Consider the following 18996-nt stretch of genomic DNA (forward strand, 5'->3'; position numbering starts at 1 on the left):
CGGCAAGACTCGGCAACATCCTCCCACACTCAAAAGGCGCAAACCTTCCCTCACAACGTTAAGGCGGGCACAAAAACCTCTCTCAAAACATGCACAACAGGCTAATCTGCATAGGATATCTCTATGATAATAATTTTCACTTGCATCAAAGTGCAGAGGGACTATACTTCTAGTATGCCGATACCACTTCCTATTGACACAATGGAGGTCACCCCATGAAAAGCATATCCAAGAAAATAGCCATTTTCACCGTCACGACGCTCCTCTCTGCCTTGCCGGCCTTTGCCGGTGACATGGGATGGTCGGGGACGGACACGGGGACCAGTGGCAATCAGGTCCAGAAGAACGAATGCCTGCTGGTAGCCCATAACTGCAACGGCACCGTCTATGACCTGCCGCAGCGGATCGAAAAGCTGCAACGCGAGATCAACAAGGGGACCGCGGTGTACACCCCGGCGGAACTGAACTACCTCAAACAGGAGCTCAGGGAAGACACCGACATGTTCAACAACATGACCGAAGGGGGAGCCTAAGCGGCCGCGCCTAGAGTTGTCTGCCCCTGATTGAGGGGATTGTGGACGCGGGGGGCTTGCCAATCAGCCCCCCCTTTTTGTGGGAACATACGGTGAGACGGAGACGGCGGGTCGGGCCTTTGAGAGGTTCGACCCGCCGTCTCGTTTTTCAGGCGGGAAGTGAGCGGGTTGCCTTGCCGGGGCGGGGGCAAGCCCCCATCGTCCTTCCAACCCGCGTGGGCACGGCGTGCCCACCCTACAGTTTGAAGTGCACCATGAGCCCCTTCATGTCGTCGCTCAGGCGGGTCAGGGTCGCGGAGGCGCCGGCGGTGTCCTGCGCGCCGCGGGAGGTCTCCTGGGTCGCCTCCGAGATGCGGAGGATGTTCCCCGATATGTCGTTGGTGGTGGCGGTCTGTTCCTCGATCGCGCAGGCTATCTGGTTCACCTGCCCGGTCACCGCCTGGACCTTGTCCATGATGTCTTTCAGGCTGCGCTCGAGAAGCTCCGCCTCGGCCGCCTCCTGTTCGGTGCCGCGCACCCCTTCCTCCATGGAGGCGATGGCCGAGCGGGTCTCCTGCTGGATCCCCTTGATCATCTCCCCGATCTCGCGGGTGGCGCGGGTGGTCCTCTCCGCCAAGGCCCGCACCTCGTCGGCCACCACGGCGAACCCCCGTCCCTGCTCTCCGGCCCGGGCCGCCTCGATGGCGGCGTTGAGCGCCAAAAGGTTGGTCTGGTCGGCGATGTCCTCGATGGTGGAGACGATGTCGCCGATCTTGTCGGAACGCTCCCCCAGGGAGGCGATCGCCTCCGCGCTCTTCCTGGTCAACCCGCCCCGCGCCTTGATCCCTTCCACCGTGTGGCGCACGGTATCGAATCCCCTCTCGGTGAGCGAGGCGGCCTCCCTGGCGCTGGTGGCCGCCAGGTGGCAGTTGTTGGCGATCTCCATGCTGGTGGCGGCCATCTCCTCGCTGGCGTTGGCCACGCTGGTGGCCTCCCCGGCCACCTGCTCCGAGCTCCCCGCCACCTTTTCGGAGGCGTTGTTGAGCTGGTGGGCGGCCTGGGTGAGCGACGCGGTGGTCTCCTGCACCGCCGACACGGTACGGGCGATCTTCTCGATGAACTCGTTGAGGGCGGCGGCGGTATCGGCGAACTCGTCGGAGCCCTCCACCGTGAGCCTCTTGCTCAGGTCCCCCTCGCCGGAGGAGATGTCACGCAGCCGGGAGAGGAGCTGCTTCATCGGCTTCTCGATGACCTTCATGAGGATGAAGAGGAGCAGGTTGGCGACCAGCAGCGAGAGCACGAGCGCCACCACGGTGACGGTGAAGTTGGAACGGGTGAACTGGTTGAGGGCCGTCTTCTGTTTCTGGAGGTTCTGCTTGGAGGTGTCCTGCAGCGCCTGGATGATGTCCTTTATCCCGCGCCAGCTCGGGGTCTCCTTGCTCTTCAGCTCCTCCACCGCCGCCGGCACCTGTCCCCCCCGCGCCAGGGCGATGATGGACTTCTGCATCGCGGTATGCTGCTCAAACTGTCCCTGCAGCTTCTCCATGAGCGCCGGGATCCCCTCCATCCCCACCGAGAGCTTCACGGTGTCCGCCTCCAGGGCCTGGAGGTCCGCCACCGCCTTCTGGTAGTTGGCCATCGCCTTGTCGTCCACGGGATTGAGCACGATGTTGCGGACCGCCTGCTCGGCCTGGAGCCCCTGGGCCTGGATCTTGAAGAGGGCCTGCCCCACCCCCTGGTACCTCTCGGTGTACTCGGAAAACCGCCGCTCGCTCCCTTTCAGTCCGCTGTAGGAGATCCCCAGAAGTACCAGCATGATGGCTGAAACAAGGGCGGCGAAGACCGAGAACTTTGAGAAAAGGCGGAGATTCAAAAAGATCGACATGGCCGTACTCCTTTATACCGAAAAGGTCCTGCTTATTGTGGCAGTACTTCGTGCAAGGATTCGCCGACACAGGGCAGATGAGTTGATATGTCACTCGTCTGCTCTTCTTTGACAGTTATCGGTATGGGATATGGCAACCTTAAGAGAAAAAAGGAGGCGGGAAGGTGATGCTATGACAGATCGGCTAGCGGAGCTGGGAGGGGACGCTCACCGCCGGAACCTTGCGGTCGATGGCCGGCCGTCCGGTTGGTGTGGCAACCCGAGACTGCGGTTTGGGTGAGAGGGCGGGACCGGCGCCATAGAGGTCCAGCGGAGGCAAGGTCTCATTCAGGAGGGCGACGGTCTCCGGGGTCTCGGCCAGGTTCAGCCCGAGGTCCGCCTCTTCGCGCAACTCGGCCTCCCTCCCCCCCGACGGCCTCGGCAGCGCCACCCACTGGGCGGCCAGCGCCCTCGCCTCCTCGACCTCGACCGAGTTGAGCGTCGACTCCATCTCCCCCTTCAGCTTGGCCGCGGTGGCGTTCCCCTTGGCCGCCGCGATGGTGAACCACTTGAGCGCCTCGACGTCGTTACGCTCCACGTAGCGGCCCCGGGAGTAGAAGACGCCCAGCCAGACCTGGGCATGGTCGTAGCCGTAATCCGCCGCCCGGTTCACCCACTTGAGCCCCAGGGTGGTGTCCTTGCCGACCCCGGTTCCCTCCAGGTACATGAGCGCCACCTCCGGGAAGGAATCGACGTCGCCGTTTTCCGCGGCGGCGAGGTACCAGCGGAAGGCGTCCTGGGGACTGCGGGGCACACCCGAGCCGGTGCGGTAGAGCAGGGCGAGGTTCCTCTGGGCCAGGGGATCGTTCTGGCGGGCGCTCAACTGGAACCAGGCGGCGGCCTCCCTCGGGTTCATACCGACCCCGGTCCCTTTGAGGAACATGAGGCCGAGAAGCCGCTGCGCGCGGCCGTCACCCTGGTCGGCGGCCAGGTGGAGGTAGCGGTAGGCGTCCTCGTATCTTTTGCAGAGCAGGAGGAAGCTCCCCAGGTAGAGCTGGGAGGAGACCCTCCCCCGCTCGGCGGTCAGGGTGTAGTACCGCAGCACCGAGTACCGGATGACCTGGGCGTAGGGCTTCAGCTCGCGGGACGGCTGCTGTTCTCCCGCCAGCCGGTAGAACCGTATCGCCTCGGAGGGGTCCCGGGTGACGCCCCCTTCACCGCTTTCGTAGAGGAGTGCCAGCCCGCACTGGCCGCCGGGGTTCCCCTGGTCGGCCGCCTGCTTGAACCAGCGGAAGGCTTCGCCAACGTTGCGGGGGGCGGCGAGCCCGAGGTAGTGGAGGGCAGCGAGGTAGAACTGCCCCTCGGGGTTGCCTCCGGTGGCGGAGGCAAGGAGGAGCTCCATGGCCTTCTTGAGGTCCCGGTGGGGGGCCTTGGCCTTCAGGTACGGAAGGGCCTCTTGGAACTTCTCCCGGGCGATCACGGTGGCGGTATCGTCGGCGGCCGCCGGCGCCGAGAAGGAGGCCGGGGGGGAGGCGGTGTCGCCGGGGGTCCCCTCCCCCGCCACCACTCCGTACTTCTGCAGCACCGCGGGAGGGACCTCGCGGGGATCGGTCACCGCGTGGGAGCCGCGCTCGTCCTCCCAGACGTAGATCTCGGCCAGTGAACGGGAGGCCATAGCCAACAACAAGCAGGCTCCCAACACTGAAACCGTCGTTCCCCTCTCCATGTATCGAGCACCTCGCCCCGTAATCACTCAAACTGTCATGCAGCCGTTATTAATGGAAAATGGTGTCCGAAGCAAGGCCAAAGTCACTCCTCCCTTCGCAGTGCCTTGGCATGGATATTTGAAACTGATTCAAGATTTCCCGAAGATGTGCCGATAGGAGTATCCGGCTCCCAGTGAGCCACGCAGCAGAGTCGATCCGCCGACCTCCTGCGTGACAGGAGGCTCTGTGACATTTCCTGAGAGAAAACTTGATTCGGTACTGTTCGTAGACGACGAAAAGAGCTACCTGACCTACACGAGCGACCTCTTCTCCGGCAGGGGGATCGATGTGCTGACGGCCTCCTCCGCGCTGGAGGCGCTCGACCTCATCCGGGCGCACCAGGTGGCGGTGGTGGTCTCTGACAACGAGATGCCCGGGATGCAGGGGGTCGAGCTGCTGGCGGAGATCAAGAAGCTCTCCCCCGATACCGTGAAGATCATGGTGACCGGCCACGCGAGCCTCGCCACCGCCCTGGCCGCCATCAACAGCGGCGAGGTCTTCCGCTTCGTCCTCAAGCCATGGAAGAAGGGGGATATGCTGCGCGCGGTGAAGGAGGGGCTCAGGAGGTTCCGGGTCCAGCAGTCCCTGAAGCGCGAGGACGAGTTCATCCTCCACTCGCTCGCCCAGACCATCGAGTTGAAGGACGCCAGCACCAAGGGGCACTGCGACCGGGTCGCCACCCTGGCGCTGAAGCTCTCCGAGGCCCTCGGGATCCCGGACGACGTCCGCCGCCAGATCAGGTACGGGAGCTGGCTCCATGACTGCGGCAAGATCGGCGTCCCCGAGCACATCCTCAACGCGGAGCGGAGCCTCACCGACGAGGAACAGACCATCATCCGCAAGCACCCCGAATGGGGATGCGACGTGGTCAAGAAGGCCAACCTCTCCAGGACCGTCCAGGAGATCGTGCTCTACCACCACGAGCGCTTCGACGGCAAGGGATACCCGGCGGGGCTGCTGTCGAAGGCGATCCCGATCGAGGCCCAGATCGTCTCCGCCGCCGATATCTGCGACGCCCTCACCATGGACCGCCCCTACCGCAAGGGATTCACCCTCCACGATGCCAAGGCCATCATCCGCTCCATGTCCGGCAGCAACCTCGACCCCTTCCTGGTCGGGAAGCTATTGAAAGTCCTGGACGACTGAGGGCGCCTCCTGCGGCACACGCCACTTCCGGCAACGGATCAAAATCTCCCTCACCCGTTTTTCCCCCTTGACGTTTTAGTGCAAAGAGTCTAAATAGAGCTGCAACACTAAATTCGTCAGGGAGGGGACGCGATGAAAGTGCTCTTGATCCAGCCGTACAGTTCGTCGGAGCTGATGGACCGGGTTTACCTTTTCGAGCCGTTGGCACTCGAGTACCTCGGGGCCGGGGCCCGCGCGGACGGCCACACGGTCCTCCTGCTCGACGCCCGCATCGAGCGCACCATCGAGGAGACCCTCGCCTCCTTCCATCCCGACATCGTCGGCATCACCGGTTTCACGAGCCACCTCAACATCGTGAAGGAGATCGCCCGGCAGGCGCGCGAACACGCCCCGCAGGCCACCGTCATCGTCGGCGGTCACCACGCCACCGTGCGCCCCGCCGATTTAAACGTGCCGGAGATCGACCTGGTGGTGATCGGGGAAGGGGTCGGGACCCTGCGCGAGACCCTCTCCGCCCTCGCCGGCGGGAGGCCGCTCAGCGCGATCGCCGGGCTCGGCATACCGTCGACGGACGGGATGCTCTTCACCCAGCCGAAGCCGTACACGCCGCTCGACGAGCTCCCCTTCCCGGACCGTACGCTCACCGCGCGGTACCGCGACCACTATTTCAGCGAATGGTTCAAGCCGCTCGCCTCGATCAGGACCTCGCTCGGGTGCACCGCCCGCTGCAGCTTCTGCGCGCTCTGGGGGCTTACCGGCGGCAAGTACCTCCGCCGCGACCCGGAGCTCGTGGTGCGGGAGCTGAAGGGGATCGCCGAGGAGAACGTCTTCTTCTGCGACGACGAGTCGATGTGCGACACGCGCCGGATGGAGCGCCTGGCCGGATTGATCGAGGAGGCGGGGATCAGGAAGAAGTACTTCCTCTACGCCCGGGTCGACACCATCGTCGACCACCCGGAGCTCTTCGAGAAATGGGCCCGGATCGGCCTGGCACAGGTCTTCGTGGGGATGGAGGACTTCTCGGACGCCCGTCTCAAGGCGATGAAGAAGGGGGTGACCGTGGCCCAGCAGGCGAAGGCGGCGGCGATCCTCGACCGCCTCGGGGTGCTGATGTACGCATCCTTCATGGTGGACCCCGACTACGGCAGGGAAGACTTCGTCTCCCTCAAGGCGTACGTGAGAAAGCTCAAGCTCAAGTACGCCACCTTCACCGTGATGACCCCGCTGCCGGGGACCGAGCTTCACGAGTCGGTGAAGGGGCGCCTTTTGACCGAGCGCCCGGAGATGTACGACATGCTCCATGCCCTCGTCCCCACCCGGCTCCCGCTGGCCGACTTCTACGAGGAGATGGCAAAGCTTTACACGGAGGCGGTTCCGTTGTACCGTTCGCTTCCGGCCCTCATGAAGTTCGGGCTCCACGGCATGCTCTTGAGGATCAGGCTCTTCGGGACCTTCCTCAAGAGGGTGCGACAGTTCCACCTGGAGTACTGATGACCAAAGCGGAAAAGACCAAGGCCCGGATCCTCGAGACGGCCATCGGGCTCTTCAACGAGAAGGGGACCAAGGCGGTCACCACCAACCACATCGCCGCGGCCATGGGGATCAGCCCGGGGAACCTCTACTACCACTTCCGGAACAAGGATGAGATCATCCGGGCCATCTTCGCCCAGATGCACGAGGTAGGGCTCCGGGAGTACCAGGAGATCAACGACGGTCCCGGCCCCGGGACGGCGGCCTCCATGGAGGAGACCTTCCTGATGATCCAGCGCTTCAACTGGCGCTACCGCTTCTTCAAGAGGGAGCTGGCCGCCCTCGTGCAGAGCGATCCCGAGCTTAAGGAGATGTTCGTGGTCTCGCACCGGCTCAACCTGACGGTGGTGCGGGGGGCGCTCGATCTCAGCATGGCCCAGGGGTTCTTGCGGGAGATGCCGCAGGAGCAGCGGGACCTTTTGGCCGAACAGATCTGGATGATGGCCCTTTTCTGGCTTAACTACCTGGAGGTGGGGGGCGAAGAGGTCGACGAGGCGGCGCTCAAGCGCGGCAGCGAGATCCTCAGGAACATGCTCCTCCCCTACCTCGCCACTCCCCCCTCCCCCGTTTAAAATCCACCCTCACCCGGCATGCTCCCCTTCCCTATCTCCCCTCGCCCCTTTAGGGGAGAGGGGATAGTAGAGTGCTTCGGCCACCCTCTCCCCCAAGGGGGCGAGGGTATAGTTCGGCCGCTCTCTCGCCTCAAGGGGCGAGGGTATCAGGAAAGCACTTACTGACATAGCCTCGCCGCGGCACTCTCAGGATAAATCGTCGATCCCTATAAGAAAATCTCTCACATTGGATTACTTGAAGTTCATTCAGACACTGTTATAAGTGAGGATGTTGGAACATACAGATTGCACGGAAATCCGGAGGCGTACGTGGGAGAATTGTCGGATTCTACCAGGCTGAAGGATGCCGGCAGACTCGTTCTCCTGACCATCCTCGGGATCGCCGGTAACTATTTTCGCTACCCGATCTTCTACGGCATGGACTTCCTGTTCGGCAGCATCTTCACCATGCTCGCCCTGCAGATGCTGGGGGGGCGGGCCGGGGTGATCGCCGCCTTCGTCGCCGGGAGCTATACCTACGTCCTCTGGAACCACCCCTACGCCACCTTCATCCTGGTCCTCGAGGCCGGGGCCGTCTCCTTCCTCACCTCCGGCCGCAGACTGCACTTCGTGATCGCCGACGGCCTCTTCTGGAGCGTGATCGGCATCCCGCTGGTTTTCCTCTTCTACTCCGTGGTGATGCAGCTGCCGTCCGGCACCGTGGAGGTCACCGCGCTCAAGCAGGCGGTCAACGGCGTCACCAACGCCCTCCTCTCCCGCTTCGCCTTCATCGCCATCTCCTACTGCTCCCGCCGCTCCTTCTTCCCGATGCGGGAGATGATCTTCAATACCCTGGTCCTGTTCGTACTCCTTCCCTTCCTGGTCATCATGGCCTTCAACAGCAGGAGGGACCAGGCCGAGATCGACCGCCGGATCCGCCAGGCCACCCTCGTCAGCAGCCTCCGCACCGTTTCTCACCTCGAGCACTGGCTCAACAGCGCCATGACGGAGGTGACCTTCCTGGCCGAGTTGGCCACCCGCCACCCGGTCGCCAAGATCCAGCAGTCCCTGGAAGAGACACTGGCCTCCAACAACGAGTTCCTCCGCGTGGGGCTGCAGGACCGCAACGCCATCTCGGTCGCCTTTGCCCCGGCGGTGGACGAGCTGGGACAGTCCAACATCGGCAGGAGCTTCGCCGACCGGCCGTACCTTCCCCTCCTCAAGAAGCGGATGAAACCCTTGGTCGGCGAGGTGGTGATGGCCAGGATCGGGCGTCCCAAGCCGATGGTCCCGCTGCTGGCACCGGTCATCAAAGACGGCAGCTACGACGGGTACATCTCCGGGATCGTCGACCTCGCCACCCTGCGGAGTTTCATAGAGATCGACATCAAGAACCAGAACCTCCCCAACCTCCGTTACATCCTGGTCGACAAGAACAACAAGGTGGTGATCTCCAACGTCCCCGAGCTGCAGACCATGAAGCCGTTCCGGCGCAAGCCGGGGACCCTGATCAGGCTCCAGGAGGGGTTCCACCAGTGGATGCCGCAGGCGAGAAAGAACATCTCGGTGGCCGATCAGTGGAAGAACGCGGTCTACGTCGCCGAGACCGGGGTGGGGATGCTCTCGGAATGGCGCCTCATCCTGGAGGTCCCGGTCGGGCCGTTCCAGCAGCAGATGTTCACCGACTACTCCCGATCGCTCACCGACCTGCTGGTGGTCCTCCTTCTGGCCATGGGGCTCGCCCACATCTTCAGCAACCGGCTCATATCCTCCTTCCAGCATCTGCGCTCGGTCACCGCCGACCTCCCGGCCAAGATCGGCCAGCGGGAAACGCTCCGCTGGGACCGGAGCATCATCGAGGAGGCCAACCTCCTGATGGAGAACTTCCGGGACATGTCCGACGCCCTCCGGCAGCGCTTCGAGGAGATCAACAAACTCAACGCGAGCCTGGAGGCCAAGGTCGAGGAACGGACCCGCGAACTGCTGAAGAGCGAGCACAAGCTCCGCACCATCATCGACGTCACCCCGGTCCCCTACGCCCTCAACGACGGCAAGAACCGGATCACCTTCATCAACGACTCCTTTATCAGCACCTTCGGCTACTTCCTCGACGAGATCCCCACCGTCGATGCATGGCGGGAGAGGGCCTACCCGGATCCCGCCTATCGCGAAAAGGTTTCCGCCCAGTGGACGGCCAACCTGCAAAAGGCGAGGGAGCTGCGCGAGCCGTTCGAGCCGATCGAACTCCTGGTCCGCTGCAAGGACGGGACGGTCAAGACCGTGGTGGCCACCGCAGCTCCCCTGGGTGACGAGTTCGCCGGGGAGTTCCTGGTGATGATGCACGACCTCACCGAACGGGTCCGGGCCGAGCAGGCGATCAAAAGCTCGCAGGCCTTTCTCGAAGGGATCATCGAGAAGAGCCCGGTGAACATGTGGATCTCGGACCCCAACGGGACGCTTCTGCGGGCCAACGAGGCCCTGAAGGAGTGCCTCAAGGTGACCGACGAGGAGATCGTCGGCCGCTACAACATCCTGACCGACCCCCAGGTCAGGGAGCAGGGATTCCTGCCGCTGGTGAGGGAGGTGTTCACCAGGGGGGAGACGGTCCGCTTCACCATCAGCTACGACACCACCCGCAGCGGGGTCGAGGTGCACGTGCCGACCCGGAAGGTGCTGGAGGTCACCATGTCGCCGGTGATCAGCGACGGGGTGGTGACCAACGTGGTGGTCCAGCACCTCGACATCAGCAATCTCAAGAAGATCGAGAGCGAGCTGGTGGTGGCCAAGGAGGCGGCCGAGAAGGCGAACCGGGCCAAGAGCGAGTTCCTCGCAAACATGAGCCACGAGATCCGCACCCCGATGAACGGGATCCTGGGGATGGCCCAGCTCCTCAGGTCGACCAGGCTCGACGACCAGCAGAAGGATTGCCTCGACACCGTCGATTCGGCGGCCACCAACCTGATGGCCCTGCTGAACGACATCCTCGACCTCTCCAAGATCGAGTCCGGCCACATGGAGGTAGAAACCCACCCCTTCAGCTTCCGCGACAGCATCCGGGACGTGGTGAACAACCAGCTGTCGCTCATCCAGCAGAAAGGGCTCACGATCTCGATCGAGATCGCCGACGAGGTGCCGGAACGGGTGGCGGGGGACCAACTGAGGCTCAAGCAGATCGTCCTCAACTTCCTCTCCAATGCCGTCAAGTTCACCCACGCCGGGGCGATCACCGTCTCCGCCACGGTGGCCGCCGCGCCCGCCGTCCCCCTCCCGGCCCCAACACTCCCTCCCCTTCAAGGGGAGGGGCGGGGTGAGGATGGGGTTAACCCTGACGCTGCCGAGGGGAACCAGGAGCTGACGGTGAAGATTTCCGTCTCCGACACCGGGATCGGGATCAACCCTGAGGACCTCTCCCGCATCTTCGATCCCTTCAGCCAGGCGGACAGCTCCACCACCCGCAAGTACGGCGGATCGGGGCTCGGCCTCGCCATCTGTGGAAAGCTTGCCCGCCTGATGAGAGGGACCATCACGGTCGAGAGCCGGGAAGGGGTGGGGAGCACCTTCACCGTGCAGGTTCCGCTTTTGCGCGACACCGCATCGGAGAAGGAGGGGGAGGAGCCACCGCCCCCCGTGGAGCAGCGGAAACTGCGGGTGCTCCTGGCCGAGGACGACCTGATCAACGTGAAGGTCGAGGAGGGGATGCTGACCCGGATGAACCACCTGGTCGAGGTGGCGGGCGACGGGCGGGAGGCGGTGGAGATGTGGGAGCGCGGGGAATTCGACCTGATCCTGATGGACGTCAGCATGCCGGGGATGGACGGCGTGCAGGCGACCCGGGTGATCCGCGAGCGGGAACGGGAGACCGGGAGGCATATCCCGGTGGTGGCGGTCACCGCCCACGCCCTCCAGGAGAGGATCGACCGGCTGCGGGAGGAGGGATTCGACGCCGTGGTGACCAAGCCGGTCCGGCAGCAGGAGCTCGCGGAGGCGATAGGGCGGTTCTTCGCTGTCGCGGCCGAGGAAACCGGTGCCCCCCGGGAGGAAGCGGTCATCGACACCGAGAAGGTCGCCTCGTACCTCGCGCGGATCGGTTCGCTCCTGGAAACCAGCAACATGCAGGTGATCGACCTGCTTGCCGAGCTGAACGGTTCACTGTACCCGTCTTCGGAATGGGACCGGTTCAAGCGGTCGGTGAAGCGGTGCGATTTTGCCTCGGCGCTGCGACAGCTCGGGGGGGTGTACCGGAGGTACGGCATCCCCTTTGGCGAGTGAGGACGAGATGGCAGACAAGAAGCTTCTCCTGGTGGACGATGCACCCGAAAACCTGCAGCTTCTCTATCAGACCCTGAAGGGGGAGTACGAGATCTTCTCGGCGACCTCGGGGAGCGAAGCACTCCGGCTGACGGGGACCCTCCTCCCGGACCTGATCCTTTTGGACATCATGATGCCGGAGATGGACGGCTACCAGGTCTGCGAGGCGCTCAAGCGCGACGACCGGCTAAGGGAGATACCGGTGATCTTTTTGACCGCGCTGCACGAGGAGGCGGACGAGGTGAAGGGGTTCGAGATGGGGGCGGTGGACTTCATCGTCAAGCCGTTCAAGGCGGTGGTGGTCAGGCGCCGGGTGGCGACCCACCTGGAGCTGCAGCAGAAGAGGAACCAGCTCGAGGCGGCGAACCGCGAGCTCAAGGAAGCACTGGACCGGATCAAGGTGCTCTCCGGGCTTTTGCCGATCTGCATGAACTGCAAGAAGATCAGGAGCGACGACGGGAGCTGGACCCAGCTGGAGACCTACATAAGCCAGCACTCGGAGGCGCTCTTCAGCCACGGCTACTGCCCGGAATGCGGGGCCAGGATGAAGGAGGAACTGGCAAGCTCCCTCGCCGCCCGCAGCGGGCGCCAGTGAGGAGAAGCGGGGCATGGCGATGACTCGCGCCGCGTCCCCGGCGGCCCCCCTATCTCCCCCCGCCCTTTACAGGGGCGGGGTTTCCTCTATCAACCCTCTCCCCTAAAGGGGCGAGGGTAAGCTATCGAGCGCCTTCGGCCACGGGGCTATCCCCTACTTGACCTCTTGATTGACGGCGGGAGCCTGGGCGGTGTCGAAGAGGGCGATGATGCGGGTGTTCTGGTAACGCTGGTGCTCCTTCCAGGTGATTCCCTTCGGGCTGTAGAGGTCCCCGGTCCCGTACACCTTGTGGAACTCGTGGGGAACGTTCACCAGGTACTTGTCGAGCACCTCGAGGGGCGCTTCGGAGCGCTTCTTGGCGAGGCTCAGGTTCTTTTTCTTGTTGCCCAGAGACGAGGCGCTCCCGATGGAGAGGAAGATGATCTTGCGCCCCTTTGCCTCCCGGGAAAGGTAGTCGACGTACTGGACCAGGCGCTGGAACTCGAGGGAGTTCGGCACCAGCGTGGCGGAGCCCATCGGGTAGAAGATGGTGATCTCCCCGGTCCCCTGCCGCTTGGAGGCCTCCTCGATGGCCTGGAGGGTGCGCTGGGCGGTCTCCAGGAGCTGACGCTCGGTCGCCTTAATGTCGGCGACGTCGCTCCGGGTCTGGCGGGTGGTGTCCTTCACCTCACCGAGCTGGCCCTGGATGTCGCGGGTCGTTTTCTTGATGTCACCCAGCTCGGCCATGGTCTGCTGGCTGGCGTTCTTGATGTCGCTGGCGACCTGGGCGGTGCCGGCCTTGACCTCGTCGGCTCCCACCATCACCTTCTCGTGAGCCCCGACGAAAGACTGCACCATTTCCTTCGAGCTCTTCACTTCCTGCTGGTGCACACTCTCAGCGGGGGCAACGGTCCCTTCCTGGACCTTCTGCTCGGTAGTAGCACATCCGGCAGACAGTACCAGTGCGGTCATAACCACCGCGATTTTTGCTTTCATACAGACCCTCCTACATGGAAATGCAGCCTTACCTGCTGACACAACAGGTTTATCACTGCCATAATTAGCAGAAATTACCAGAAAAGTGTCTGGCGAGGCAACCATATTAAGAGAGAAAGATGCCCATGACATAATCCATCGAGTAACTCCTCGCTCGCCTTCGTAATGACCTCCCATTCGACCTCTCGTTCTTCCTGACAGAGAAGTTCCCGGTGATCCGCGCGCTGACCGTTTCGGCAACCGACAGGGCGTTGGTGAAGGATCCACCGTACTTGCCGCGCTTCATTCTGCACAGAGTACGAAAATATACGCGGTGAGGCTCCAGTATCTGGCATGAGCGCCGCCACAAGAGCTGAGATAAGACACATTAATTGGCTTGTATCGTCACTTCCTTCATGCTAGTTTTTGCGGCTTGATGAAGTAACCACAGTCAAGGGATAGTTTGGGGCACGAATATCTCCACGGTGGACGGTTTCGAGTTCGTCAAGAAAGACAAAGAAGGGATCAAGAGCTGCACCGGAAGTTCCGACAAAGGAACCTTCGGAGGGATCAAAGCAAGCAAGGTCCTCTTCTACGGAAAATGACGGGCTCCTCATCACGCCACCGGGCAAACCGGGCCTCACCGGTGAGGGGTCCGCAGATTGTGTCCGTCTAATGGAAGGTATCGTCCCCCCTTGAAGCAACCATTCCACGCCAGGAAGAAAAACAGCTATGGGTAAAGCATCAGCTCTACTACTGGTCCTCTCGTTGCTGCTGTTCGCCGGCACTCCCGCGCAGGCGGCCGAGCGCGGGCGCATGGTCAAGATGACCTTCGAGTTCGTGGACGCCTGCGACGACGGCTACAGCCCGGAGATCGACTTCTACCTGAAGGAGAATCCCAGCCGCTACTGGGGCACCTTCTGGCTCAAGTACTACAACGAGCCCTTGAGCACCACTCTCTCCTGCGAAGCCGGCAAAGAGATCTGCTTCGGCTCCTGGCTGAAAAACGCCAGCTGGGGATGCGGTAAAAAGTGCAGCGAGCCGACCAAGGGGGCCTGCTTCGTCTGCCAGGAGGCGACGGTCTCCATCGGGCTCCAATGTCAATGAAGGCGCAGCTTATGACTCATTCCAGGATCTTTTTAATAGCGGCGGCCGCCCTGTCTCTGGCCGTGCCGGCCCGGGCCGCCGAGGTGAAGAATCTCCGCAGCGGCCAGCAGGGGAACAAGGCCTTCGCCGTCTACGACCTGGCCGGCAAACCGGGGGAGCTCGACGCGGAGGTGAAGGTCGTCATCGAGGTGGGAGGCGAGAAGTACACCTCCGACCGGCTCACCCTGCGGGGGGACCTCGGCAAGGGGGTCAAGGTCGGGGTCGGGAGGAGGATCGAATGGGATCTCCTCAAGGACATGCCGGCCGGGTTCGACGGCGAGGTCACCTGGGACGTCGACGCGGTAGCGCCCAGGGCGCCCGCCTCCCCGGGAATAGCGGGGGAGATCACCGACCCCTGGACCGGCATCACCCTGCTCCCGGTTCCCGGCGGCTGCTTCACCATGGGGGACGGCTCGGGGGACGGTGACGGCGACGAAAAACCGGTCCACCAGGTCTGCCTCGACCCCTTCCACCTCGGCAAGTTCGAGGTCACCCAGGCACAGTGGCACACGGTGATGGGGAACAATCCCTCCTATTTCAAGCAGTGCGGCAAGAACTGCCCGGTGGAGAGCGTCTCCTGGAACGACATCCAGTCCTTCCTGGAGAAGCTCAACAAGAGGACCGGGAAAAGGTACCGGCTCCCGACCGAGGCCGAGTGGGAATACGCGGCCGGGGGCGGCGAGCGCCACACCACCTATCCGGGCTCCGGCACCCGCCCTTCCGAGCTCGCCTGGGAGATGACCAACTCCGGGGGGAAGGTCCACCCGGCGGGGCTGAAAAAGCCCAACGTCTTCGGCATCCACGACCTGTCCGGCAACGTCGCCGAATGGGTACAGGACTTCAAGGACGACTACCAGGCCGCCCCCCAGAACGCCCCCAAGGGGCCCGAGAGCGGGAGAAGCCGGGTGCTCCGCGGCGGCTCCTGGCTGAGCCCGGCCGGGGAGCTCCGCACCAGCGCACGCAGCGAACTGAACCCTTCGGTCAAGTCCAGCACCATCGGTTTCCGGGTGCTCCTCCCCGACGAACCGGACGGGAAATAGGAGAAAGAGATGCTTCGCTCACTACTTTTCGCCGTCGTCATCCTCCTTGCCGTCACCGCCACCCGGTCGGAAGCGGTCCGCTCCACCTCGAGGCTGCTGATCGTTCCCCAGTCGGGGCAGGCCGACCCGGTCGCCCCGGTCATCGTCCTCAGCTCCCCGCAGGTGACCCGCGGAGTCAAGGTGGTCACCCGGGAGGCCAAGCTGACGGTGACCGGCCGCGCCACCCATCCGAAAGGTGTCTCCACGGTGACCGTCAACGGCGTCGCCGCCCGCCTCAACGACAAGGGGGATTTCTCCGCCGACATCCTCCTCAAGCCCGGGAGCAACGACATCGTCGTGGTGGCGGTCGATACCGCCGGCAACGAGGGATTCGAGAAGTTCACCATGAGCAGGCAGGGAGACGAGGTGGCGCCCGCGGTGGCCGCCGGGACCGACGAGGCGGCAAACGGCAAAAGGTACGCCCTGGTGATCGGGATCAACGCCTACCGCCAGATCCCCCAACTGCGGACGGCAGCCGGGGACGCCAAAGAGGTCGCCAAGGTGCTGGAGGAGGAGTACGGCTTCCAGACCACCGTGCTTTTGGATGAGAAGGCCACCCGCGCCGCCATCATCAAGGAGCTCAACGCCCTGAAGAACCGGGTCAATCCGGGCGACAGCCTGCTGGTCTACTATGCCGGGCACGGATTCCTGGACAAGGAGACCGAGACCTCCTACTGGCTCCCGGTCGATGCCGACAAGGGGGATCCCAGCAACTGGCTGGAGGCCAAGACGGTCACCGACCAGCTGAAACGCGCCCCGGCCCGCCAGGTCCTGGTGGTGGCGGATTCCTGCTACTCGGGCACCATCAGCCGCGCGTTCGAGCCGTCGCTGGCGGCCGAGGGGGGGAACCGGGAGGGTTACCTGAAGCGGCTGATGTCCCACCGGTCGAGGATCCTGATCGCCTCCGGCGGCAACGAACCGGTGAGCGACTCCGGCGCAACCGGCCATTCCATCTTCGCCGACATCTTCCTCAAGGCACTCCGGAACCCCTTCGAGCGCCGTTTCACCGCCGAGGAACTGATGACCCGCCATCTCAAGGAGGCGGTAGCCGGCCAGAGCGCCCAGACCCCGGAGTACAAGGTGATCCGGGATTCCGGCCACGACAGCGGCGATTTCGTGTTCAGCAAGCTGAGATAAGCCCCGCCGGGGTTGCAGGTATCCACCGAGGGAGGGACATGACCGTATGCTCCACAGACCAGCCAGTGTCGCTATTTCCGCAGCCTTGATCTGCTCACTCACCGCCTGTTCCACCAGCACGAGGCTTTCCAGCGAGCGGGTGGCCGGGGATGAACTCTCACGGAAGGTGATCGGGAAGAAGGTGACCGACAAGAGGTACCACCTGAAGAGGATCGACCGGTACAGCGCAGGCACCGAGGTCACCACCTGCACCGTCAACACGGTCCAGGCGGAATACGCCGCCATGGAGAGGACCGAGTACCAGGTCAAGGGCCCCACCACCGGGCAGGTGCTGAAGACCACCTTCATCTACTATCCGATGGTCACCCTGGCAAGCATGGGGATCTACCCCCTCTTCGACATCTTTACCGGCTTCAAGCTGACCAGGGAGGTCATGCAGAAGGAGTGGGGGACCCGCTTGGACGTCCGGACGGAGAAGGGGGAAGGGACCATCACCCGGGAATTCCCCGACCAGGTGAGCAAGACCTGCAGCACCGCTCCTGCCACCACCGAGAAGGTGAAGGTGGCCTTCAACGGCGAGAGCATCGAGCTCACCCCGTCGAGCGACGGCGTGGTGAAGCTTCCCTCCGACGTGATCGACCGCCTGGATCGCCAGGAGAAGAAGACCCATCTCGCCTGGGACCTCGAAGGGAGCAAGCTCAGGACCACCTCCGACTACACGCCTCCCAAGCCCAAGCCGGTCACCGTCAACAGCGTCTTCGGCAAGCTTAGCGAGCAAAACAAGCTGAACCTGCAACTCACCGACCGCAGCGGTTTCTTCCGCAACGAAAACAAGCTGCTGGACAAGCTGCGCAGCGAGCTCCCCAAGTACTACCGCCTCGAGAAGATCGCCAACCTCCCCCCGGGCCGGGAGGGGAACCGGGTCGCCCAGGACGAACACTCCGCGAACCGGCTCGATCGGGAGGCCAACCGGATGGAGAGCGCCGCCTCCCAGGGGATGTCCCCCGACCAGGGGACGGCAGCCTCCCAGGAGAACGCGCTGGCGCAGGAGGAGAAAGGTTCGCCCAATCGCCTCGACCGTGAGGCGGCCCTCTCCCAGGAGCAGGCTTCCGCCAACGCTTTAGCCGAGGAGAACCGTTCGGCGAACAGGCTCGACCGCGAGGACGCCGTCGCCCGGAAGGAAAACACCGCCAACGCCACGGCCGCCGAGGAAAACCGCTCCGCCAACAGGCTCGACCGCGAGGACGCCGTCGCCCAGAGGGAAAGCGACACCAATGCTCCCGCCAACGGCGTCTCCGCGCAGGAGAGCGCCATGAACCGGCTGGCGGAGCAAAAAGAGGCCTCCGCCGAGGCGGTGGGACAATCGACCTACCGGCTGGTCCCGATCCAGAAGACCATCTTCTTCAAGTCCGGCGACTTCACCGGCAACGTCGAGCTGCCGGTCATCGACCCGAGCGGCAACCAGCCGGTCGAGCTGAAGTCCAACATCCTCTCCCGAAAGGTAAAATCGCTCCTCCCCGCCTACGAGAACGAGGACCGGAACCTGCGGGTCTCGTTGAACGACGGAAAGATGAGCATCACCAACAAGAGCGACCGCACCGTCCAGCTGAAGCAGATGTCGCTCTACTACAACGGGAAGTTCGTCGACAACATCCTCGACCACCAGATGGAGCTCGCCCCCGGCGAGACCGTCAAGGATATCTCCCTCACCGCCGTCATGGACAGGGAACTCGGGCTGATGGCGAAGTACAACAACCTGACCGCCGAGCAGGCCCAGCGGATGAAGATCAACTTCGGGCTGGGCGCCTCCTACCTCGATCCGGAGAGCGGCAAGCCGGCCCTGATGAACAAGGTGAACAGCTACGACGTCCTGGAGATGGTGAAGAACATGCCGGAGACCGCCCGTCTCGAGGAGCACATGCTTTCCATCATCGACGAGAAGGCGATGCCGTCGTCCGAGGTGCGCGAGATGCTGGCCAGCGCGCTGCAGCCGAGCGAGGCGGTCGACCCGACCGAGCTGCAGTTCGACGTGAAGGTGGAATTCGACATCGGAAAGGCCAACATCAGGCCGGAGTTCATGGACACCCTGAACAAGATCGGGGTCGCCATGCAGAAATTCCCCAAGCTGCGCGGGGTGATCGAAGGGCATACCGACAGCGTGGGTAGCGAGCAGATAAACCAGCGGCTCTCCGAGCGGCGCGCCGTCTCCGTGAAGCAGTACCTGGTGGAGAAGTTTGGGGTGGACCCGGTGCGGATCCAGACCGAGGGATTCGGCTCCTCCCGGCCGGTTGCCGACAACAAGACCGCCCTCGGCCGGGCCCAGAATCGCCGTATCCAGGGCCGGATCACCGAGGCGGGCGCCTAAAGCGGAACCTGATCAGCGACCATCTTCCGCTGGGACCAACTCT

General features: G+C 63.6%; 13 protein-coding genes. 10 read left to right on the forward strand and 3 right to left on the reverse strand.

Annotated elements, in window-relative coordinates:
* Nucleotides 1–215: 215 nt before the first annotated feature.
* Entirely contained in the window at nt 216–533 is a 318-nt protein-coding gene (locus tag ACYVL5_RS12025) for a hypothetical protein (protein ID WP_460595818.1), read from the forward strand.
* Nucleotides 534–768: 235 nt separating this feature from the next.
* On the opposite strand, the gene ACYVL5_RS12030 is transcribed toward ACYVL5_RS12025, so the two are convergent.
* Nucleotides 769–2397, reverse strand: coding sequence for a methyl-accepting chemotaxis protein (locus ACYVL5_RS12030; RefSeq protein WP_460595819.1), 1629 nt, complete (start codon nt 2395–2397; stop codon nt 769–771).
* A gap of 184 nt (nt 2398–2581) precedes the next feature.
* Nucleotides 2582–4063 (reverse strand): tetratricopeptide repeat protein, encoded by a 1482-nt coding sequence (locus ACYVL5_RS12035; RefSeq protein ID WP_460595820.1) that lies wholly within the window; start codon nt 4061–4063, stop codon nt 2582–2584.
* A gap of 265 nt (nt 4064–4328) precedes the next feature.
* Between ACYVL5_RS12035 and ACYVL5_RS12040 the strand changes: the two genes are divergently transcribed.
* The 5 genes from ACYVL5_RS12040 (at nt 4329) to ACYVL5_RS12060 (ending at nt 12272) form a co-directional block, all read left to right on the forward strand.
* Complete coding sequence (locus ACYVL5_RS12040; protein ID WP_460595821.1) at nt 4329–5288, forward strand: HD-GYP domain-containing protein; 960 nt, start codon at nt 4329–4331, stop codon at nt 5286–5288.
* 132 nt (nt 5289–5420) lie between these two features.
* Nucleotides 5421–6779: a B12-binding domain-containing radical SAM protein gene (locus ACYVL5_RS12045; RefSeq protein WP_460595822.1), complete on the forward strand. Its 1359-nt coding sequence runs from the start codon at nt 5421–5423 to the stop codon at nt 6777–6779.
* Nucleotides 6779–7390: a TetR/AcrR family transcriptional regulator gene (locus ACYVL5_RS12050; RefSeq protein ID WP_460595823.1), complete on the forward strand. Its 612-nt coding sequence runs from the start codon at nt 6779–6781 to the stop codon at nt 7388–7390. Before ACYVL5_RS12045 ends, ACYVL5_RS12050 begins: the two co-directional genes overlap by 1 nt.
* Before the next feature lie 309 nt (nt 7391–7699).
* Complete coding sequence (locus ACYVL5_RS12055; protein WP_460595824.1) at nt 7700–11638, forward strand: ATP-binding protein; 3939 nt, start codon at nt 7700–7702, stop codon at nt 11636–11638.
* Between the two features lie 7 nt (nt 11639–11645).
* Nucleotides 11646–12272 (forward strand): response regulator, encoded by a 627-nt coding sequence (locus ACYVL5_RS12060; RefSeq protein ID WP_460595825.1) that lies wholly within the window; start codon nt 11646–11648, stop codon nt 12270–12272.
* Nucleotides 12273–12425: 153 nt separating this feature from the next.
* Here the strand turns inward: ACYVL5_RS12060 and ACYVL5_RS12065 are convergent, their stop codons facing one another.
* Nucleotides 12426–13247 (reverse strand): hypothetical protein, encoded by an 822-nt coding sequence (locus ACYVL5_RS12065; protein ID WP_460595826.1) that lies wholly within the window; start codon nt 13245–13247, stop codon nt 12426–12428.
* 711 nt (nt 13248–13958) lie between these two features.
* Here ACYVL5_RS12065 and ACYVL5_RS12070 point away from each other — a divergent pair.
* The 4 genes from ACYVL5_RS12070 to ACYVL5_RS12085 are packed head-to-tail and all read left to right on the forward strand — an operon-like array spanning nt 13959 to nt 18953.
* Nucleotides 13959–14333 carry a hypothetical protein gene (locus ACYVL5_RS12070; protein WP_460595827.1) on the forward strand — a complete coding sequence of 125 codons (375 nt, stop codon included), beginning with the start codon at nt 13959–13961 and terminating at the stop codon, nt 14331–14333.
* Nucleotides 14334–14344: 11 nt separating this feature from the next.
* The gene (locus tag ACYVL5_RS12075; protein WP_460595828.1) at nt 14345–15412 is read left to right on the forward strand and encodes a formylglycine-generating enzyme family protein; all 1068 of its coding nucleotides are present in this window, start codon (nt 14345–14347) and stop codon (nt 15410–15412) included.
* 9 nt (nt 15413–15421) lie between these two features.
* Nucleotides 15422–16588, forward strand: coding sequence for a caspase family protein (locus tag ACYVL5_RS12080; RefSeq protein ID WP_460595829.1), 1167 nt, complete (start codon nt 15422–15424; stop codon nt 16586–16588).
* A gap of 46 nt (nt 16589–16634) precedes the next feature.
* Nucleotides 16635–18953, forward strand: a complete 2319-nt coding sequence (locus ACYVL5_RS12085; RefSeq protein WP_460595830.1) for an OmpA family protein — start codon at nt 16635–16637, stop codon at nt 18951–18953.
* Nucleotides 18954–18996: the final 43 nt, after the last annotated feature.

The sequence above is a fragment of the Geomonas sp. Red276 genome (genome assembly GCF_054784495.1).